This window comes from Pseudomonas sp. ADAK13 (genome assembly GCF_012935715.1).
In the GTDB taxonomy this organism is placed as follows: domain Bacteria; phylum Pseudomonadota; class Gammaproteobacteria; order Pseudomonadales; family Pseudomonadaceae; genus Aquipseudomonas.
Map to the genome: position 1 here is coordinate 6,764,871 of NZ_CP052860.1, position 15,731 is coordinate 6,780,601.

Consider the following 15,731-nt stretch of genomic DNA (forward strand, 5'->3'; position numbering starts at 1 on the left):
AGTTTCCTGTTCTGTTGCGCTGCGCACCGCTTTACGCGGCCCACAGCAAGGCCATCCCGGGTCAGGGACGAGTCTTCAGGTGCAACAGGATTCAGGTACGGGGTGGGCGCCAGACGCCGGACGGCGTGCGGTCGGGGATGAAATCAGAACCCAGGCCGGCAACCACGGGCCTGGACACAGCAATGGGTGACTTGAGCACTGGCATGGACAGCTGCAGCATGCCGCCGGTCTTGCATTCCTGGCCGGGCTTGCAGCTTTTTCCGTGGTCGGCGTGGCCCGCACCGTCCGCGCAACAGTCCGGGGACATATCGCTCATCATCTGCATGTCGGACATCTGCATCGGGCACGGCTCGGTGCTCGAAGGCACGCCCGCCATCCCGGTCAGGGGAAGCGCGAGACTCAACAGCAGGACCAGGAAAAAACGCAGATAGCGGCTCATGGGACGGGAGCTTAGCCAAAAGGCGGTTAAGCAACAATTAACAAACAACAAAAAGCCGCACCTGCTGGAGCAGGCGCGGCTTGGGTCAAACAGACAGCAGGATCAGTGCATGAAGATCGCGATCAGGATAATGACCGGGATAGGCACACCGAGGAAAAACAGCAGTAATGAGCGCATGACGTTCTCCTTGAATTAACGAACAGGTGGCAGCGAAGTGGAAGTGGTGTACGCATCGGTTTCCAGATACACCACCGCGTCCCGGCGACGACCACCAAAGGTCGCAGCGAGGCTGGCAAAAAACGCACCGATCAACAGCGCCACGAAGGTCCACAGCGACGTATAGGCAGCGACCTTCGCAGCAGTGTCGGCGGCTTGCTTGGCTTTCAACTTGGCGTCTTCCAGTGTTTTCTGAGCCTGGCCGTAAACCTGGTCGACACGCGCCTCGGCATCAGCCTGGCTGAGGTTGGTGCGCTGGCTGATCAACTGCGCAAGGTACGCACGGTCTTCCGGTGCCAACTGACCGTTGTTGCTCACGGTACGGGCAAAGATGCGGGCGACCACACCGTGCAACGCGTCATCACTGACGGCTGCCGGGCGATCATCGCGGAACAGGCTGTCGACGTAATAGCCGAAGTCTTCACCCTTGGTCGCCGCACCCGCCACCTGGCTCATGCCACTGGCAGCACCCGAGGCCACACTGGCACCGGCCTTTACACCACCGCTGACCACACTGCTGACCGAACCGACGATCAGCACCGCCGTCACCAGTGTCGCCACGGCCCAGGCCAGGAAGCCATGGGCGGTATCGCGAAAGTACACCTCATCGCCGTGCATGTTGGCCCATTTCACCCGCAGGCGACCGGCGAGGTAACCGCCCATCCCTGACGCAATGATTTGCGTAACCGCCAGCCAGACAATGGTGGAAATGCCAAGCCCCTTGGCGCTGATGCCACTGTCGGCCCACGGCGACACCGCCGAAAAGCCCAGGCCGAAGCCCAGCAGTACCAATATCAAGGACAGCGCAGCCGCAGCAGCGGCCCCGGCAAATATCGCCCCCCAGGAAACCCCGGAGAGCGCGCTCGACTCTTGCAGCGTGGATGAGGATGTGATCATTGTTGTTTTGCTCCAGGCATGAAAAATAGTGTTACAAGTCTCAAAAGGGACAGTGCAGGCGACGTGCCAGGAGCCATGAAATTAAAACTTCATATATTTCAACGATTTAAGTAATTTGAACTAATTTGAACCATGCAACTTGCAAGAAACGCCCCGGTGCGGCGGGCGTTATGCATTCCTCGTACGAAACAACCCGTGCGTCAGCGATGAAGTGCAAAAAATCCTGCGCCCACAGCATTCGTTCAGATTCACCGGGGTAAGGTGAATTGTGTCGTTTATGCCTACATAAATTTTTATTTAGGAAGCGGGCTATCATTTCTTGGCAAAATGCCCGTACTTCAGTGTGAATCGCTCACCAGGTAATCCTTATGACCCGCATTTTGACCATCGAGGACGACGCCGTAACGGCCCGCGAGATCGTTGCCGAGCTGAGTAGCCATGGACTGGACGTAGACTGGGTAGACAATGGCCGCGAAGGCCTGGTCCGTGCCGTCAGCGGTGATTACGACCTGATCACCCTCGACCGCATGCTCCCGGAACTGGATGGCCTGGCCATCGTCACCACCCTGCGCACCATTGGCGTGTCGACACCGATCCTGATGATCAGCGCCCTCTCCGACGTGGATGAACGGGTACGCGGCCTGCGGGCCGGTGGCGATGACTACCTGACCAAACCGTTCGCCTCCGACGAAATGGCCGCCCGCGTCGAAGTGCTGCTGCGGCGCAAAAGCACGGTCAAGGAGTTCGAAACCGCACTGCGCGTGGCCGATCTGGAACTGAACCTGATCAGCCGTGAAGCCAGCCGCGCCGAACAGCCCCTGAGCCTGTTGCCGACGGAATACAAACTGCTGGAATTCCTGATGCGCAACACCGGGCAAATCCTGTCGCGGATGATGATCTTCGAGGAAGTCTGGGGGTATCACTTCGACCCGGGCACCAACCTGATCGATGTGCATATCGGTCGCCTGCGCAAAAAAATCGACCCGCCGGGCCTCACGCCGCTGATCCGCACGGTACGAGGTTCCGGGTATGTCATTGCTGAACCCCTCTAAAGGCTGGCGTTCCTCCAGCAGCCGGCTGCTGGCGCTCTACAGTTCGTTGTTCGTGGCCTGGAGCTGCATCCTCATGGGCGTGCTGTACTACGAGGTGTCCGGTTACCTGGGCGACCTCTCGCGCCACTCGTTGATGCAGCGCCAACACTTGTTCCAGCGTTTTGACGGCGAAGAACTGGTGGAAGCCCTGACCACCAGCATGACCTTCGACATGAAGGGCGTGGACGCCTACGGGCTGTTCGACGATCAGTTCAACCCTATCAGCGGCCCGATCCGCGTGATACCGCCGGACCTGCCGATGGACGGGCACATCCATGCCCTGGCCAACTGCATCAACTCCGACGACCCGAAACTGCCCCGCGACAGCTGCGACGCCGTGGCCACCCACACCGAAGACGGGCGCTGGCTGATCCTGGTGCGCGCCAACGGCTCGCTGTTTGGCGTGACGCGGATCATCCTGCATGCGTTGTTGTGGGGGATCACCCTGACGATCATTCCCGGCGCGGCCGGCTGGCACCTGCTCCGGCGACGCCCGTTACGGCGGATTCGCGGGATCCAGGCCAGCGCCGAAGCCATCGTGGCCGGCGACCTGACTCACCGCCTGCCGCTGTCGGACCGACGCGATGAACTGGACATGCTGGCGGCCATCGTCAACGCGATGCTCGATCGCATCGAGAAGCTGATGAACGAGGTCAAGGGCGTGTGCGACAACATCGCCCACGACCTGCGCACCCCGCTCACTCGCCTGCGGGCCCAGTTGTACCGGATCCAGCAGCAGGCCGATGAAGACGCGCCCCACGCCCTGCAACTGGACGCGGCCATTGCCGAGACCGACACCTTGATGGCGCGTTTTCGCGGTTTGCTGCGGATTTCCGAACTGGAAGACCACCAGCGCCGCTCCGGCTTCCTGGTGCTCGACCCCCTGCCCTTGCTGCAGGAACTCCACGACTTCTACCTGCCGCTGGCGGAAGAAGGCGAGATGGAATTGCTGCTGGAAGTACCGGCCTCGTTACCGTGGATCACCGGCGACCGCGCCTTGCTGTTCGAAGCCCTGGCCAACCTGCTGAGCAACTCAATCAAATTCACCCCACCGGGCGGTGAAGTGATCCTGCGGGGCGTGAACGATGCCGGCAGCACCCGCATAGAAGTGCTCGACTCCGGACCCGGGATTCCGGCCGCAGAGCGTGCCGCAGTGTTCCAGCGCTTTTACCGAGTGGACGAAGGCAATCAGCAACAAGGCGGGTTTGGGTTGGGGTTGTCGATTGTGGCCGCGATCATCAACCTGCACGGCTTCAAACTGGAAGTGGGCAGCAGCGAAAGTGGCGGCGCAAAGCTCATCCTCGAATGCCGCCAACAACTGATGCCAGAGGCCTGAAGAACACCACAAACCCAATGTAGGAGCTGGCTGGCCGGCGATGCAGACACCTCGGTGCATCAGGTACACCGAGCTGATGCGATCGCCGGCAAGCCAGCTCCTACAGTTGAGCCTTATTAACCCGGGAAATTGCCCCGCAGCGCCTCAAGCCCACCGCTGTAGACACCGGCAAACAACTCCTCCACCGCCGCGTCCGTCACACCGGCCACCGGGGTAAACACGCCCGACCAGGTCACCTTGGCAGAACGGGCAGTCAGCCCTTCTACCTTCAAGGTCGCCAGGTATTCACTCACTGGAAACGGCGACTCGCTGATCGAGTAGCTGTAGGTGCGTGCGACGTTATCAAAGCTTTGCAACCGCTCCACCACCACACCGCCATCCGCAGTTTGCAGATGACGCACACGCCCGCCTTCGCTCGGCTCGCTCTTGACGATAAAGGGCAGCCAATCCGGCAGCGAATTGAAACCGCCCACCAATTGCCAGACCTGTTCGGCCGAAACCGGAATTTCAATAACAGCAGATGCTTTTGCCACGATTCACACTCCAAACCATTCAAGAAAAATCAGATTGCCATGCTGTCGACAACGCCGCCGTCGACCCGCAACGCGGCACCGGTGGTTGCAGAGGACAACGGTGAAGCAATGTACGCCACCAGATTCGCCACTTCATCCACATTCGCTGCGCGCTGGATGATCGACGTCGGCCGCGCATTGCGCACAAACACATCGGCCTCGTCCCGCGCACTGCGGCCGGACTTGGCAACCGCGTCCTTGAGCATGTGCTCCAGGCCGTCGGTAAAGGTCGGGCCCGGCAGGATCGCGTTGACCGTCACCCCAGTGCCCGCCAGCCGTTTGGCCAGCCCGTGGGACACCGCCAGGTTGGCGCTTTTGGTGACGCCGTAGTTGATCATGTCGGCGGGGGTTGCCACGCCGGATTCAGACGATACGAAGATCACCCGGCCCCAGCCCTGCTTGACCATGCCCGGCGTGTAATGCCGCGACAGCCGCACGCCGGAGATCACGTTGACCTCGTAGAAACGCGTCCACTCGCTGTCGGGTGCGTCGAAGAAATCGACGTCGTTGAAGATCCCGAGGTTGTTCACCAGGATGTCGGCCCGCGGCTCGGCGGCGAACAATTTTTCAGCGCCCTCCAGCGTGCCGAGGTCCGCCACCAATCCACGCAACTCGGCGCCGGGTACGGCCTGGCGAATCGTCGCCAGCGCCTCATCGACCTTGCCCGATTCACGCCCGATCACCACCACCGTGGCGCCGGATTGGGCCAGGGCCTGGCTGATGCCCAGGCCGATCCCGGCGGTGCTGCCACTGACGATTGCGACTTTGCCACTGATATCAATTTTCATCGTTCGCGTTCCTGTGGTTAGAGCGGCAGCGGTGCACGGGCCGAAATCAATCGGGCCTCGCGCAGGGCCTGCCAAAAGGCTGCGGGAATCTTCTCTGACAACGCCGCGACGTCTTCGGCAATTCGACCCGGACGACTGGCACCCGGAATCACTGCCGCCACCGCCGGGTGGGCCAGGGAGAATTGCAGGGCCGCGGCTTTCACGCTGACGCCATGGGCAGCGGCAATCGCCTTGATCTGCTCGACCTTGCTGATGATCGCCGGGCTGGCTTTCTGGTATTCAAAATGTGCACCGCCGGCCAGGATCCCCGAGCTGTAAGGGCCGCCGACCACGATCTCGACGTCCTGCGCCAGGGCCGCGTCCATCAGGCGCTGCAAGGCACGTTCGTGGTCGAGCAAGGTGTAGCGACCCGCGAGCAGGAAGCCATCGGGCTGGGCTTCGGTCAGATCCAGGGTCAATTCGCACGGCTCGACGCGGTTGACGCCCAGGCCCCAGGCCTTGATCACGCCTTCTTCACGCAGGCGGGTCAGCACTTTGAAAGCCCCGGTGCGCGCCTGATTGAAGTAGTCCAGCCATTGGTCGCCGTAGAAGTCCTGGGCGATGTCGTGAATCCACACAATGTCGAGGCGATCGGTTTGCAGACGGTTGAGGCTGTCTTCGATGGAACGCAGGGTGGCGTCGGCGCTGTAGTCGTTGACCATCTTGTTCGGCCGGCCATGTTCGAACACGCCGCTTTTCTCGCCCAGGTCGCGGGCGCTTTCTTCCACTTCATCCAGGATCACCCGGCCGACCTTGGTGCTGAGCACATAGTCGTCGCGGTTGTACTTCGACAGGGCCTGGCCCAGGCGAATTTCCGAGAGGCCCGAACCGTAGAACGGCGCGGTGTCGAAGTAGCGCACGCCCTGGTTCCAGGCCGCTTCGACAGTGGCTTGCGCCTCGTCTTCAGGAATTGCACGGAACATGTTCCCCAACGGGGCGGTGCCAAAACCCAGCACACCGGGCAGTTTGTCTTTCAAGCTCATGGGGTAAATCCTCAAGATTGTTCAAGGTCGCTGTGTTGACCGTTGAGCAGATCGTAGATTGCAGAGATCGGACCGTCCAAGACATACTGCGACCAACTTGAGTCCTTACAGGTCTGACATGATCGATTTTCGCCAACTGCGCTACTTCGTTGTAGTCGCTGAAGAAGAACACGTGGGGCGTGCTGCCGAACGGTTGCACATCTCCCAATCGCCCCTGAGCCGACAAATCGCCCAACTGGAAGAACGCCTGGGCCTGACCCTGTTCGAGCGCAGCCAACAGCGCATCCGCCTGACCCGCGACGGCCAGACGTTCCTCGCCGAAACCAAGGCGCTGCTGACTCACGCCAACCGCCTGGAATCGTTGGGCCGGCGCCTGGGCAAAGGCGAAGAAGGCGGGTTGTGTATCGGCTACATCGAAAACGCCATGCACGCGGGCGTACTGCCCAACGCCCTGAAGGTACTGCGTGACGCCCGGCCCAACGTGCATATCGCCCTGTACAACCTGCCCTCCATTGAGCAACTGGAAGGCTTGCGCCAGCGCAGCCTCGACATCGCCCTAGTAGGTGAACCGCCGGCAGCAGATGACCCCGACCTGATTGCCTTGCAAGTGCTGGACGATCCGATGTTGCTGGCGCTGCCCGAGCAGCATCCGCTGGCCAGCCTCAGCGAACTGCTGCCCGAACACCTCGCCGAGCAACAATGGATCGGCGTACAACGCAAACCCGGCGCAAACCCGGCGGATGACTTCGTCGCGGCGTGCATTCGGGCAGGTTTCACCCCGCAGATTCCGATGGAAGCCAGCGAGCCGTTTACCGCGCTGGGACTGGTGGCGTCGGGGTTGGGTGTGGCGATGGTGCAAAAGGGTTTGAGCCGCAATGCACCACCGGGCGTGGTGCTGCGGGAACTGCCGTGGCTGACCTACACCACACCGCTGTGGGCGGCGTGGCACCGGATCAATTTGCGGCCGTTGGTGGAGACGTTCAGGAAAGTGCTGACGGAGCCCCTACCACAGGTGGGAGCCGGTGTTGTTGCTGACAGTGGTGAAGGATCAATACCGCCAATGCCCCGGCACCCATAACCACTGCCCGTTCCCCCAGCGATAGTGCCCCCGCACCCACTGATACCCCGGCGCCGGTGCCACCGGCACCACTTCAACCAAGGGCGGCGGACGACGCGGGTGAACAGGTTCGACAATACAACCGGATAACGCAGCCGCCATCAACGTGGCGGTCAGCGTGGCTTTGAATAGGCGGGACATGGTGCGGTTCCCCAATGAGACTAGCCGTCGCCTGAGTGGCGGGCTTACCGGGGTTAAACGTCGTCAGCCGGGAAAATCCGTCGCCGGTCTCGTCAAACTCATTCCCACGCTCAGCGTGGGAATGCATCCCGTGACGCTCCGCGTCACCCCTGCGCAAGAGCTGATCCTTGCATCGCCAGTGGGACGCAGAGCGTCCGAGGCGGCATTCCCACGCAGAGCGTGGGAACGATCAGCGTCCGTCTCAGTTCTTTTTGGCGACCTGGCCCTTCGCCTGCCCCTTCAGATACAACGCTTCCACCAACCGCTGGCGCTCGTCCCGGGGCAAGGTGCTGGCGAACTGCGCAAGGGTGTTGTCCACCAACGCCCGGAGCGCCATGTCGGCTTCCCGGGCTTTGCCCAGGTCGGTCACCAATGCCTCGCGGTCCAGGGTCGGCGCTTCCAGTTGCTTGATCACATCCAGCCGCGCCTCGCGCCCGGCCAGCACCAGCGGTTGACTGTCCGAGCGATTCTGACGCAGCAGTTGGCGCAATTCCTTGCGCCGTTCCGGCGGCAGCTTGACCATCGCCTGGCGCAAGCCATGCTGGTTCACCACGGCCTCGGCGGGTTTGGTATTCGCCAGCCAGTGGTACAGGCCACCGCCGACCCCGCCGATCAAAAACACGTTGAACAACACCGACACAACCAGCAGCGGCTTCAGGTATTTGGGTGACGGGGTCATTGCTCGCTTTCCTCGGCGTTGACGGTGAAGACGACTTCGGCGTCGCCCTGGTCGAAGACACTCGGCAAGACTTCAGGGCCGAGCATGGGCAGCGGCACGCTCAAGGACGCCACCAGGATTCCGGCGGCGATCCCGGCAATGCCCACGCCGACGAAACCGGCGGGCGACAGCCAGCCGGCGTAGCGGGCCCAGAAGGATGGGCGCTGGGGAAACGACTGGCGGATCTGCCGGGCCAGCGCCGGGTCGACCGGCGCCAGTTGATAGCTATCCAGTTGGCCATCGAGCCAGCGTGCCTGATGCAACACCTCCAGTGCGCCGTCATCGCCTGCGTCCAGCAGTGCCTGGGCCTCGGCCTGTTCGGCGCGGGGCCAACGGTGCAAGTGGCCGCCGTAAGCCTCGGCCAATTGGGCAAATCGTTCGGGCGTCATGGTTTTCCCCTTCCTGGGCGGGCGGGCCCGGGTGTGTCGTCAAGGTAACTGCGCAAGTTGCGCCGGGCCCGTGACAGCAGGCTCTCCAGTGCCTCGACGCTGATGTTCATCAGCGCCGCGGCGTCGATATTCGACAGCTCTTGATAGTACTGCAGCACGATCGCCTCGCGCTGGCGATCAGGCAGCGACGCCAACGCCCGCGCCATATGCTCGCTGCGGGCAACCGCTTCGAGCTGCTCATCGGGCGCAGACGCGCTGTCGACCACCTCGTTCATGGCCTCCTCGTCGTTCAACGGGCGCTCCTTGCGCCGACGCAAATGGTCATGGCACAGGTTGAGCACCACGCGGTGCAACCAGGTGTCGAAGCGCGCTTCGCCGCTGCGCCAGTTCGCAGCCTGGCGCCAGATACGCAGGAAGCTTTCCTGGGCCACGTCCCTGGCCTCGTCGGCATCCCCGAGGATCCGACTGGCGAGCGCCAACAAACGTGGAAGTTTGCGCGTCACCATTTCGTTGATGGCCGCCGGTTCGTTGTTACCGATGCGGGCCAACAGCTCAACGTCCGGATCAGTGTCTTTCAATAGGGCAAGTCTCGGTCCGGTGGCTAAGGGTCAGGTTGACGGGCGGGTCAGCGAATCCAGTGGCCTTCGATCCAGAACCAGTTGGGGCCGCGCGACTCCCAGTGGCCAGGTTCCCAACGGGCGTTGCGCATCACCGGCTGCCAATGGCCCGGCACCCACACGTAGCCACGCCCTTCGTAGCGCCAGTGCCCGCGGTCCCACACGTAGCCAGGACGCTCGACGGGAATCGCCTCGACGCGCATCGGCGGCGGCGCATCGCGGATGATCACTTCGGTCTGGGCAAAGGTCGGCGTGCTGACCAGGGCAGCCAGGGCCAGCGGGAGCAACAAGGCATAACGTAATGTGGCCAGCGGTCGTGCAACTCTCATGACAACTCCTTCATCGGCGATCGCCAGTGATCGCAGCTGCAGGGTTGAACGGCGGGTGCCGGGGAAATCCGTCGCGTCAAAAATGATTTTTTTTCGCGACGCGCGAGCACGCCAGACAGGGCCAGTATTGCCCAGGGTTTGCGGGGGTTTGATGAAATATGCAAAAAGCCGCGACGGATTTGGCCAGGCGGTCGCGTTCAAGGGTTAACCGTTGGCGATCCGCAGGCCTGCCTGTTGAGCGGCAACGTTCACTACCTTGAGGAAATCACCATGTCTCGTCGAATTTCACTGCTGGTTGCCGCCGTCCTGCTCATGAACCTTGGCGGCTGCGTGTTCCTGCCGGGGCACCGCGAGCATTGCTGCTGGCGCGGTTACGGGGTAGTCACGACCCCGACGGCACAAGCGATCTCCTGATCGACTAACTAACCGCCGCAAACCCCCTGCGCCCGGCCTTGATCTCGGTGCGCAGTTCGCCTATCAGGTTTGAGATGGAACGGATGCTGTCCAGACCCTGGGGCGAGACACGGGTCAACAGCAGGTCGACGCGGCCGGAGACCGGGTCGAAGATATTGATGCGCAGCGAACCGTCGCTGTTCAACGAGCAGTCACAGGCAAGGGGCAGGAAGCCCGACTCCATGATGTGGCGAAACTCGGCTATCGAGACCATGCGGGCACCCTTCGCTGGACCAGACTCGGTGGACGTGATCCGTCTAGGGTAGATGAGCTTTTTCAACCTGCCGGGGAATTAAGTCAAAAGTGATACTCAGTGCTCATTTTGGCTAAAACCGCTGGCCGGCTGACGCCAGAAAAACCACACCACGACCTCTCATCCGATGCCGCGCGAAGCACTTGATTCCTGTCGATGATGGCCAGATGCTCTGGGTTTTTGCCGCCATCAAGAGCGTCCCTTATGAGCATCGAACCGCCGAGCGAACCCGACAGTGCCGTGTACAAGACCTTGCTGGAATCGACCAAGGCCATTCCCTGGCGCATCGACTGGGCAACCATGACCTTCAGCTACATCGGCCCGCAAATCGAGACATTGCTGGGCTGGACCCCGCAGAGCTGGGCCACCGTCGATGACTGGGTGGAACGCATGCACCCGGACGACCGCGAATACGTGGTCAACTTCTGCGTCTCGCAGTCCCGCGCCGGGGTCGACCACGAAGCCGATTACCGGGCCCTGACCGCCAGCGGCGAGTACGTGTGGATTCGCGACGTGGTGCACGTGGAGCGCAAGGACGGCGAGGTGCAAGCGCTGATCGGCTTCATGTTCGATATCAGCGAGCGCAAGAAGACCGAAGAGCACTTGATCCGCCTGCAGAAACAGCTGGAGGAGTATTCCTTCCAGGACGGCCTGACCGGCATCGCCAACCGGCGCATGTTCGACACCGTGCTGGCGCGCGAATGGACCAGTGCCCAGCGCAGCCAATTGCCGCTGTCGTTGATCCTGCTGGATATCGATTATTTCAAGCAGTACAACGACCTCTACGGCCATATCAAGGGCGACGAGTGCCTGCGCCAGGTGGCACGCACGCTGTCGCAGGCGGCCAACCGGCCACGGGACTTCATTGCGCGCATCGGCGGTGAAGAGTTTGTGTGGTTGCTGCCGGAAACCGATGCCGAATCCGCCCGGCGCGTGGCCGAACGCTGCCTGCACCTCATACGCCAGCAACAGATCGGGCATGGGCATTCGGCGGTGTCCGACCTGCTGACGCTGAGTCTTGGGGTAGGCACCTGCACGGTAAAACCGGGCAGCGCGGCGCTGGAGTTTGTCGAAGCGGTCGACAAGCTGCTGTACCAGGCCAAGCGCAATGGCCGGATGCGCGCGGAGTTTGCCGACGTGGCGAATTGATACAAAGGTCAAATCGCGGGCAAAAAAAATCCCAAGTAGCTGATGGAAACTTGGGATTTAAAAATGCATAAACCGTGGGAGGTGAACGCCCGGCTATATTACCCAGCGGGAAAACTTGTAACAAGATAATTTTCAACCTTTCGTCGGATTAAAACAGCGCTAAGTCATTCAATAACCACACATTTTTAATGGATCCGATTATTAAAAATGCCACTTTTTGGTGCAATAACTCCCTAAATTAAACAAACTTGCGCTGTTTAATTCCGCGATAAAAATAAGGTTATTAATTAAAAGTGTGTGGGCTTCTTCAGGTAATGCTCACTCAAGTGTCTGCACGGATCCACCAGCACCAATTCGTCCTGAGGAGAGGCACGCGAAACGGCGGCCGCCTGACGACACAACGCCAGGCGCTCAGCCGCTTCTTCCCGCTGCCGATCAACCTGGGCATTGAGCCGTACGAAATAGGCCCCCAGCATCACCGCCACACACAGAACCCCGACAACAAAATAGCGGAAGGCGTTGGATGGAGGGGGTTCCAGCTCACTCATACACTCATTGCACCTTGTGTTTCTGATAGCGAACGTCGTCGCCCAGCTTCTCACCGAGACGCTCAATTGTATGTAAATTGAAACACATGGGTTGTGTTGGATTTGTAAAACAGTCAGCCGAATGACGCGTTAATCCTGCTCACGCCGCCTGAACTGCCCCGGCGCCAGCCCGTGGGCCTTGCGGAAACACCGGGAAAAATACGCTTCATCGGTAAACCCGCAACGGTCGGCGATCGCGCCGATCCTCTGCGGGCTGTTGAGCAGCAGCGTGCGCGCCAGTTGCATGCGCCGGTCGAGCACCAGTTGGGAAAACGGCTTGCCGGTTTCCTTGCGCAGCAGGTGGGTCAGGTAGTTGGGCGACAGAAAGGCGGCCGCCGCCGCTTCGGTGAGGTTCAGCGACGGTTCGTGCAGATGCTCACGGATGTAGCCTTGCACCCGCGCCAGGGCGTCCTTGCGGCCACGGCGGGTGGCGTTGTTGGCGGCGAAGGCCTGGAGCGGTTCGGCGTACTGTTGGCACACCAGCCCGATCAACTGGAACAGGTAACCCTTGAGCCGCTCCCGGGCGCCGAAGCTGCGGTGGGCGTCGAGGGTGCGCATGTGTTCCAGCCAGGTTTTGACTTCCTCGAATGCCGCGTCTTCAAGGATGAAATCCAGTTGTTCCTGGAAACGGAACGGCGACAGCTCAGGGGCCTGGCCGATGGGAATGTCTTCCAGGTCCAGCGGGTCGCAGGTCAGTTGCGGCAGGAAAAAACCCTGGCTGAAATTGATCAGCATGAAGTCGCCGTCTTCGGGATGGGGGATCACGTGCAGGCGATGAGGCAGGATAAAGGCCAGGGCCTTTTTCGGGAACGGGCGCACCGCACCGCCGATGTGCTGCACGGTGTCGCCGCCGAGGTTGATCTGGATCTGGAAGTATTCGTGGCGATGGGGACTGGTCAGCGCCGCCCTGCCCCGCTTGTCGCGGATATAGAAGTCGGAGCGGTCGCTGCGCTGTTCCATGCCGTAGGTGGTGATGCGGGTGCCGGGCATACGTCATTCTCGGGAAGCCTGGGCACCACTGTAGCGTCAACCCTGGCCGAGGGTGAAGCCCAGCTCGGCCAGGCCGTCGATTCCGGCGGTCACGACATCCCCCGGTTGCAAGGTGCCGACGCCCGCCGGAGTACCGGTGAAGATCAGGTCGCCAGCCTTCAGCGCCACGGATTGGGACGCATGGCTGATCACCTCGGCCACCGACCAGATCTGGTCCGCCAGGTCGCCCACCTGGCGTTGTTCACCATTGACCTTCAGCCAGATTCGCCCAGTGCCCGGGTGGCCGACGGCGCTCACCGGCTGCAACGCCGTGCAAGGTGCCGACGCATCGAAGGCCTTGGCCCATTCCCAGGGACGCGACTGTTTTTTCGCCTGGGCCTGGAGGTCGCGGCGGGTCAGGTCGATGCCCAGGCCGTAACCCCAGACATGCGCGAGGGCATCTTCCGGGGCAATGTCCACCCCGCCCTTGCCGATGGCTACCACCAACTCGACTTCATGGTGCAGGTCGGCGGTCAGCGGCGGATAGGCGATCACGCCCTCGGCGGGCACCACGGCATCGGCCGGTTTCATGAAAAAGAACGGCGGCTCGCGGTCGGGGTCGTGGCCCATTTCACGGGTATGTTCGCCGTAGTTGCGCCCCACACAGAACACCCGGCGCAGCGGGAAGCGAGCGTCGTCGTCCTGGATGGCGAGGGACGGGATTTCGTTGGGAGTGATGACGTAGCGGGTCATGGCAGGTGCCTCTTCGTTTACCTGGGGCCAGTATGCGCACTGGCGCCAGGGCGAAGTTGGACAGCCTTACGCAGATTTTGCACTGAGCGGTGCATCGATCACTTTGCCGACCGAACCCAACGCTGCTAGCCTCATCGCGCTTTCACCCAACGATCCCGCAGAAAGGACTCTGATGAACATCATTCGCGCCGTCGCCCTCTTCGCCGCCTCATTGTTCTCGATGAACACGTCGGCCAAGGCCCCGCTCCCGGGATTCCAGTTGCCCAAGGCAGATTCGGAGTACGACGAACAGGTATTGGCGGATATCAAGAAAATCGGCTGGCATCATGTACATGTGCGTGCCGAAGACGGGGAGCCGTCGTTTGCCTACTCGCTGGGGTTCTACGCAAATTTCGGCCAGCCGGAAATCATCGTATTCGGGCTGCCACCGCAGATTGCACAGCAGTTGCTGAACATCACCGCGATCCGCTTTGCCGGCGCGAAAGCCGCCTATGAAACCTACACGCCCTATGACGATATTGCCGAAGGCATGCGCATCGCGTTCATTCCTGTCGCCCGCCAGCACTACCGCGAATACCTCGGTTATGCCGGCTGGTTCTACGGTTCGGTCCAGGCGGATTTCCCCGCGCTGCAAATGGTCTGGCCGGACAAGCAAGGGCGCTTTCCGTGGGAGCCGACCTACGACCAGTCGTTCTCACGGCTCCAGCCGCTGCTGGACAAGTAGGGGTTACTTGCGCGCAAGCTTGTAGCGCACACAATCCTGATAAAAACTCTGGCGAATCACCTCGGGCTTGACCCGCGAGCGGCTGTCATAGGTCTGCTCGGTGATGCCCATGGCCATCATGTGCATCCAGGGTTTCTTGAACTGGTAGGTCTTCAGTTTCTGGCGCGCGGCATACAGCGACACCCCCGACAACTTCAATTCCTGCGCCCGGGCCGCCGTGCCCGCGCCCCAGCTGCACATGTATTTGTCGTTGTCCCGCAGCTCCCGTGCCTGAACCGAAACTGCCCCACCCGCCAGGGAACAGGCGATCAGCATGATTCCAACCTTGCGCATTTGCATCCCGCCTAACCACCTGAAAATAAAAGTGATTTTGGCGAGGATTTTGTTACAAAGGGGCCAGCAAATTGCCTTCTCGATGATTTTTCCGGCAGGGAAGCGGGTCAAGCGCCTACGCAAGTTTTAAGGCCTTTTGCCACTATTTGTTGCCGCCCGGCCATTGCCTGACGATAATCGCGGCGCTCTCCCACACTCACGCAAGGAAACGCCGTGAAAAAGCTTCTACTGTTGACCCCATTGCTCGCGCTGCTGTTGCAAGGTTGCGGCGTCACCATGACGCAATACGAGCCGAACTTCGACAACGTCCAGATCCTCAAGCAAAAAGCCCCGCTGCAACCCGTCAGCAATGCCCAAGTCACTGCTGCGTCGGGCGAAGGTTCGCTGACGGTACGTGCCAATCCAATCCGCTCACCCAGCGGCAGTATCCCGGCGCATATCCAGGCCGCAATCACTCAGGAACTGCAATTGGCAGGCCTGCTGAACCCGCAAGCCGAACGTCATCTGCAAGTGTTGGTGGTGAAGAATTCGCTGACGGCAGGCATGGGCTCCGGCAACGGCACGCTGGCCGCACGGTTTACGCTGCTCAAGGGGACTGACGTGGTGTACGACGCGACCAAGGAAGTGAATCACACCTGGTCCAGTTCGTTCTTCGGGTTCATTGCGATCCCGAATGCTGCCAATGCCTACAACCCGATGGTGCGGGATTTGCTCAAGTCGCTGTACAGCGACCCGCTGTTTATCCAGGCGCTGAAGTAAGGCCTGGGCTGCGAGGGCCGTTCACCCTGCCCTCGCAGCT

Annotated in this window: 22 protein-coding genes; 7 read left to right on the forward strand and 15 right to left on the reverse strand. The window is 61.2% G+C overall.

What is annotated here, in order from left to right; translation table 11 throughout:
* Positions 1 to 91: 91 nt before the first annotated feature.
* Together HKK54_RS31260 and HKK54_RS31265 are read right to left on the reverse strand one after the other, a co-directional pair.
* Entirely contained in the window at positions 92 to 439 is a 348-nt protein-coding gene (locus tag HKK54_RS31260) for a hypothetical protein (RefSeq protein ID WP_169388987.1), read from the reverse strand.
* A 192-nt stretch (positions 440 to 631) separates the two neighbouring features.
* Positions 632 to 1,552, reverse strand: a complete 921-nt coding sequence (locus tag HKK54_RS31265) for a hypothetical protein (RefSeq protein WP_169388988.1) — start codon at positions 1,550 to 1,552, stop codon at positions 632 to 634.
* Between the two features lie 368 nt (positions 1,553 to 1,920).
* Here HKK54_RS31265 and HKK54_RS31270 point away from each other — a divergent pair, with 368 nt between their 5' ends.
* Positions 1,921 to 2,604 (forward strand): response regulator transcription factor, encoded by a 684-nt coding sequence (locus HKK54_RS31270; protein WP_003219726.1) that lies wholly within the window; start codon positions 1,921 to 1,923, stop codon positions 2,602 to 2,604.
* Entirely contained in the window at positions 2,582 to 3,979 is a 1,398-nt protein-coding gene (locus tag HKK54_RS31275) for a sensor histidine kinase (protein ID WP_010172362.1), read from the forward strand. The genes HKK54_RS31270 and HKK54_RS31275 overlap by 23 nt, the downstream gene beginning before the upstream one ends.
* Before the next feature lie 116 nt (positions 3,980 to 4,095).
* Here the strand turns inward: HKK54_RS31275 and HKK54_RS31280 are convergent, their stop codons facing one another.
* From HKK54_RS31280 to HKK54_RS31290, 3 genes are read right to left on the reverse strand one after another with little or no spacing between them, the layout of a single operon-like run.
* Positions 4,096 to 4,512 (reverse strand): SRPBCC family protein, encoded by a 417-nt coding sequence (locus tag HKK54_RS31280; RefSeq protein ID WP_169388989.1) that lies wholly within the window; start codon positions 4,510 to 4,512, stop codon positions 4,096 to 4,098.
* A 29-nt stretch (positions 4,513 to 4,541) separates the two neighbouring features.
* Positions 4,542 to 5,339 (reverse strand): SDR family NAD(P)-dependent oxidoreductase, encoded by a 798-nt coding sequence (locus HKK54_RS31285; RefSeq protein WP_237151032.1) that lies wholly within the window; start codon positions 5,337 to 5,339, stop codon positions 4,542 to 4,544.
* A gap of 17 nt (positions 5,340 to 5,356) precedes the next feature.
* The gene (locus HKK54_RS31290) at positions 5,357 to 6,361 is read right to left on the reverse strand and encodes an aldo/keto reductase (RefSeq protein ID WP_169388990.1); all 1,005 of its coding nucleotides are present in this window, start codon (positions 6,359 to 6,361) and stop codon (positions 5,357 to 5,359) included.
* Between the two features lie 118 nt (positions 6,362 to 6,479).
* On the opposite strand from HKK54_RS31290, the gene HKK54_RS31295 reads away from it, so the two are divergent.
* A complete protein-coding gene (locus tag HKK54_RS31295) occupies positions 6,480 to 7,439 on the forward strand; it encodes a LysR substrate-binding domain-containing protein (RefSeq protein WP_010172371.1) in 960 nt (319 codons plus the stop codon).
* Here HKK54_RS31295 and HKK54_RS31300 read toward each other — a convergent pair.
* The 5 genes from HKK54_RS31300 to HKK54_RS31320 all read right to left on the reverse strand — a co-directional run bounded on the left by HKK54_RS31300 (position 7,410) and on the right by HKK54_RS31320 (position 9,711).
* Positions 7,410 to 7,619: a YXWGXW repeat-containing protein gene (locus HKK54_RS31300; protein ID WP_081480101.1), complete on the reverse strand. Its 210-nt coding sequence runs from the start codon at positions 7,617 to 7,619 to the stop codon at positions 7,410 to 7,412. The two genes, HKK54_RS31295 and HKK54_RS31300, sit on opposite strands and share 30 nt — an antisense overlap.
* A 241-nt stretch (positions 7,620 to 7,860) precedes the next feature.
* Positions 7,861 to 8,337, reverse strand: a complete 477-nt coding sequence (locus tag HKK54_RS31305) for a periplasmic heavy metal sensor (protein WP_169388991.1) — start codon at positions 8,335 to 8,337, stop codon at positions 7,861 to 7,863.
* Complete coding sequence (locus HKK54_RS31310) at positions 8,334 to 8,765, reverse strand: hypothetical protein (protein ID WP_169388992.1); 432 nt, start codon at positions 8,763 to 8,765, stop codon at positions 8,334 to 8,336. Before HKK54_RS31310 ends, HKK54_RS31305 begins: the two co-directional genes overlap by 4 nt.
* Complete coding sequence (locus HKK54_RS31315; RefSeq protein ID WP_169388993.1) at positions 8,762 to 9,343, reverse strand: RNA polymerase sigma factor; 582 nt, start codon at positions 9,341 to 9,343, stop codon at positions 8,762 to 8,764. The genes HKK54_RS31310 and HKK54_RS31315 overlap by 4 nt, the downstream gene beginning before the upstream one ends.
* A gap of 47 nt (positions 9,344 to 9,390) precedes the next feature.
* Positions 9,391 to 9,711: a YXWGXW repeat-containing protein gene (locus HKK54_RS31320; protein WP_169388994.1), complete on the reverse strand. Its 321-nt coding sequence runs from the start codon at positions 9,709 to 9,711 to the stop codon at positions 9,391 to 9,393.
* 270 nt (positions 9,712 to 9,981) lie between these two features.
* Here HKK54_RS31320 and HKK54_RS31325 point away from each other — a divergent pair, with 270 nt between their 5' ends.
* Positions 9,982 to 10,125, forward strand: a complete 144-nt coding sequence (locus HKK54_RS31325) for a hypothetical protein (RefSeq protein ID WP_166742173.1) — start codon at positions 9,982 to 9,984, stop codon at positions 10,123 to 10,125.
* Between the two features lie 4 nt (positions 10,126 to 10,129).
* On the opposite strand, the gene HKK54_RS31330 is transcribed toward HKK54_RS31325, so the two are convergent.
* Entirely contained in the window at positions 10,130 to 10,378 is a 249-nt protein-coding gene (locus HKK54_RS31330) for a DUF1652 domain-containing protein (RefSeq protein ID WP_010172381.1), read from the reverse strand.
* A gap of 243 nt (positions 10,379 to 10,621) precedes the next feature.
* On the opposite strand from HKK54_RS31330, the gene HKK54_RS31335 reads away from it, so the two are divergent.
* Positions 10,622 to 11,566 carry a sensor domain-containing diguanylate cyclase gene (locus HKK54_RS31335; protein ID WP_010172383.1) on the forward strand — a complete coding sequence of 315 codons (945 nt, stop codon included), beginning with the start codon at positions 10,622 to 10,624 and terminating at the stop codon, positions 11,564 to 11,566.
* A 287-nt stretch (positions 11,567 to 11,853) separates the two neighbouring features.
* On the opposite strand, the gene HKK54_RS31340 is transcribed toward HKK54_RS31335, so the two are convergent.
* The 3 genes from HKK54_RS31340 to HKK54_RS31350 all read right to left on the reverse strand — a co-directional run bounded on the left by HKK54_RS31340 (position 11,854) and on the right by HKK54_RS31350 (position 13,875).
* Entirely contained in the window at positions 11,854 to 12,114 is a 261-nt protein-coding gene (locus HKK54_RS31340) for a hypothetical protein (RefSeq protein WP_169388995.1), read from the reverse strand.
* 129 nt (positions 12,115 to 12,243) lie between these two features.
* The gene (locus HKK54_RS31345) at positions 12,244 to 13,143 is read right to left on the reverse strand and encodes a helix-turn-helix transcriptional regulator (RefSeq protein WP_010172387.1); all 900 of its coding nucleotides are present in this window, start codon (positions 13,141 to 13,143) and stop codon (positions 12,244 to 12,246) included.
* Positions 13,144 to 13,179: 36 nt separating this feature from the next.
* On the reverse strand, positions 13,180 to 13,875 hold the full coding sequence (locus HKK54_RS31350; protein WP_169388996.1) for a fumarylacetoacetate hydrolase family protein: 696 nt from the start codon (positions 13,873 to 13,875) through the stop codon (positions 13,180 to 13,182).
* A 172-nt stretch (positions 13,876 to 14,047) separates the two neighbouring features.
* Here HKK54_RS31350 and HKK54_RS31355 point away from each other — a divergent pair, with 172 nt between their 5' ends.
* Positions 14,048 to 14,599: a DUF4262 domain-containing protein gene (locus tag HKK54_RS31355; protein ID WP_169388997.1), complete on the forward strand. Its 552-nt coding sequence runs from the start codon at positions 14,048 to 14,050 to the stop codon at positions 14,597 to 14,599.
* 3 nt (positions 14,600 to 14,602) lie between these two features.
* On the opposite strand, the gene HKK54_RS31360 is transcribed toward HKK54_RS31355, so the two are convergent.
* Positions 14,603 to 14,932 carry a hypothetical protein gene (locus HKK54_RS31360; protein ID WP_029615983.1) on the reverse strand — a complete coding sequence of 110 codons (330 nt, stop codon included), beginning with the start codon at positions 14,930 to 14,932 and terminating at the stop codon, positions 14,603 to 14,605.
* 213 nt (positions 14,933 to 15,145) lie between these two features.
* Here HKK54_RS31360 and HKK54_RS31365 point away from each other — a divergent pair, with 213 nt between their 5' ends.
* On the forward strand, positions 15,146 to 15,691 hold the full coding sequence (locus tag HKK54_RS31365; protein WP_010172395.1) for a hypothetical protein: 546 nt from the start codon (positions 15,146 to 15,148) through the stop codon (positions 15,689 to 15,691).
* The last annotated feature ends 40 nt before the right edge of the window (positions 15,692 to 15,731 follow it).

What these genes read in the sequence shown, in the direction of transcription:
- HKK54_RS31260 (WP_169388987.1), bottom strand. Translation starts at nt 439, where the DNA reads ATGAGCCGCTATCTGCGTTTTTTCCTGGTCCTGCTGTTGAGTCTCGCG.
- HKK54_RS31265 (WP_169388988.1), bottom strand. Translation starts at nt 1,552, where the DNA reads ATGATCACATCCTCATCCACGCTGCAAGAGTCGAGCGCGCTCTCCGGG.
- HKK54_RS31270 (WP_003219726.1), top strand. Translation starts at nt 1,921, where the DNA reads ATGACCCGCATTTTGACCATCGAGGACGACGCCGTAACGGCCCGCGAG.
- HKK54_RS31275 (WP_010172362.1), top strand. Translation starts at nt 2,582, where the DNA reads ATGTCATTGCTGAACCCCTCTAAAGGCTGGCGTTCCTCCAGCAGCCGG.
- HKK54_RS31285 (WP_237151032.1), bottom strand. Translation starts at nt 5,339, where the DNA reads ATGAAAATTGATATCAGTGGCAAAGTCGCAATCGTCAGTGGCAGCACC.
- HKK54_RS31290 (WP_169388990.1), bottom strand. Translation starts at nt 6,361, where the DNA reads ATGAGCTTGAAAGACAAACTGCCCGGTGTGCTGGGTTTTGGCACCGCC.
- HKK54_RS31295 (WP_010172371.1), top strand. Translation starts at nt 6,480, where the DNA reads ATGATCGATTTTCGCCAACTGCGCTACTTCGTTGTAGTCGCTGAAGAA.
- HKK54_RS31300 (WP_081480101.1), bottom strand. Translation starts at nt 7,619, where the DNA reads ATGTCCCGCCTATTCAAAGCCACGCTGACCGCCACGTTGATGGCGGCT.
- HKK54_RS31305 (WP_169388991.1), bottom strand. Translation starts at nt 8,337, where the DNA reads ATGACCCCGTCACCCAAATACCTGAAGCCGCTGCTGGTTGTGTCGGTG.
- HKK54_RS31310 (WP_169388992.1), bottom strand. Translation starts at nt 8,765, where the DNA reads ATGACGCCCGAACGATTTGCCCAATTGGCCGAGGCTTACGGCGGCCAC.
- HKK54_RS31320 (WP_169388994.1), bottom strand. Translation starts at nt 9,711, where the DNA reads ATGAGAGTTGCACGACCGCTGGCCACATTACGTTATGCCTTGTTGCTC.
- HKK54_RS31325 (WP_166742173.1), top strand. Translation starts at nt 9,982, where the DNA reads ATGTCTCGTCGAATTTCACTGCTGGTTGCCGCCGTCCTGCTCATGAAC.
- HKK54_RS31330 (WP_010172381.1), bottom strand. Translation starts at nt 10,378, where the DNA reads ATGGTCTCGATAGCCGAGTTTCGCCACATCATGGAGTCGGGCTTCCTG.
- HKK54_RS31335 (WP_010172383.1), top strand. Translation starts at nt 10,622, where the DNA reads ATGAGCATCGAACCGCCGAGCGAACCCGACAGTGCCGTGTACAAGACC.
- HKK54_RS31340 (WP_169388995.1), bottom strand. Translation starts at nt 12,114, where the DNA reads ATGAGTGAGCTGGAACCCCCTCCATCCAACGCCTTCCGCTATTTTGTT.
- HKK54_RS31345 (WP_010172387.1), bottom strand. Translation starts at nt 13,143, where the DNA reads ATGCCCGGCACCCGCATCACCACCTACGGCATGGAACAGCGCAGCGAC.
- HKK54_RS31350 (WP_169388996.1), bottom strand. Translation starts at nt 13,875, where the DNA reads ATGACCCGCTACGTCATCACTCCCAACGAAATCCCGTCCCTCGCCATC.
- HKK54_RS31355 (WP_169388997.1), top strand. Translation starts at nt 14,048, where the DNA reads ATGAACATCATTCGCGCCGTCGCCCTCTTCGCCGCCTCATTGTTCTCG.
- HKK54_RS31360 (WP_029615983.1), bottom strand. Translation starts at nt 14,932, where the DNA reads ATGCGCAAGGTTGGAATCATGCTGATCGCCTGTTCCCTGGCGGGTGGG.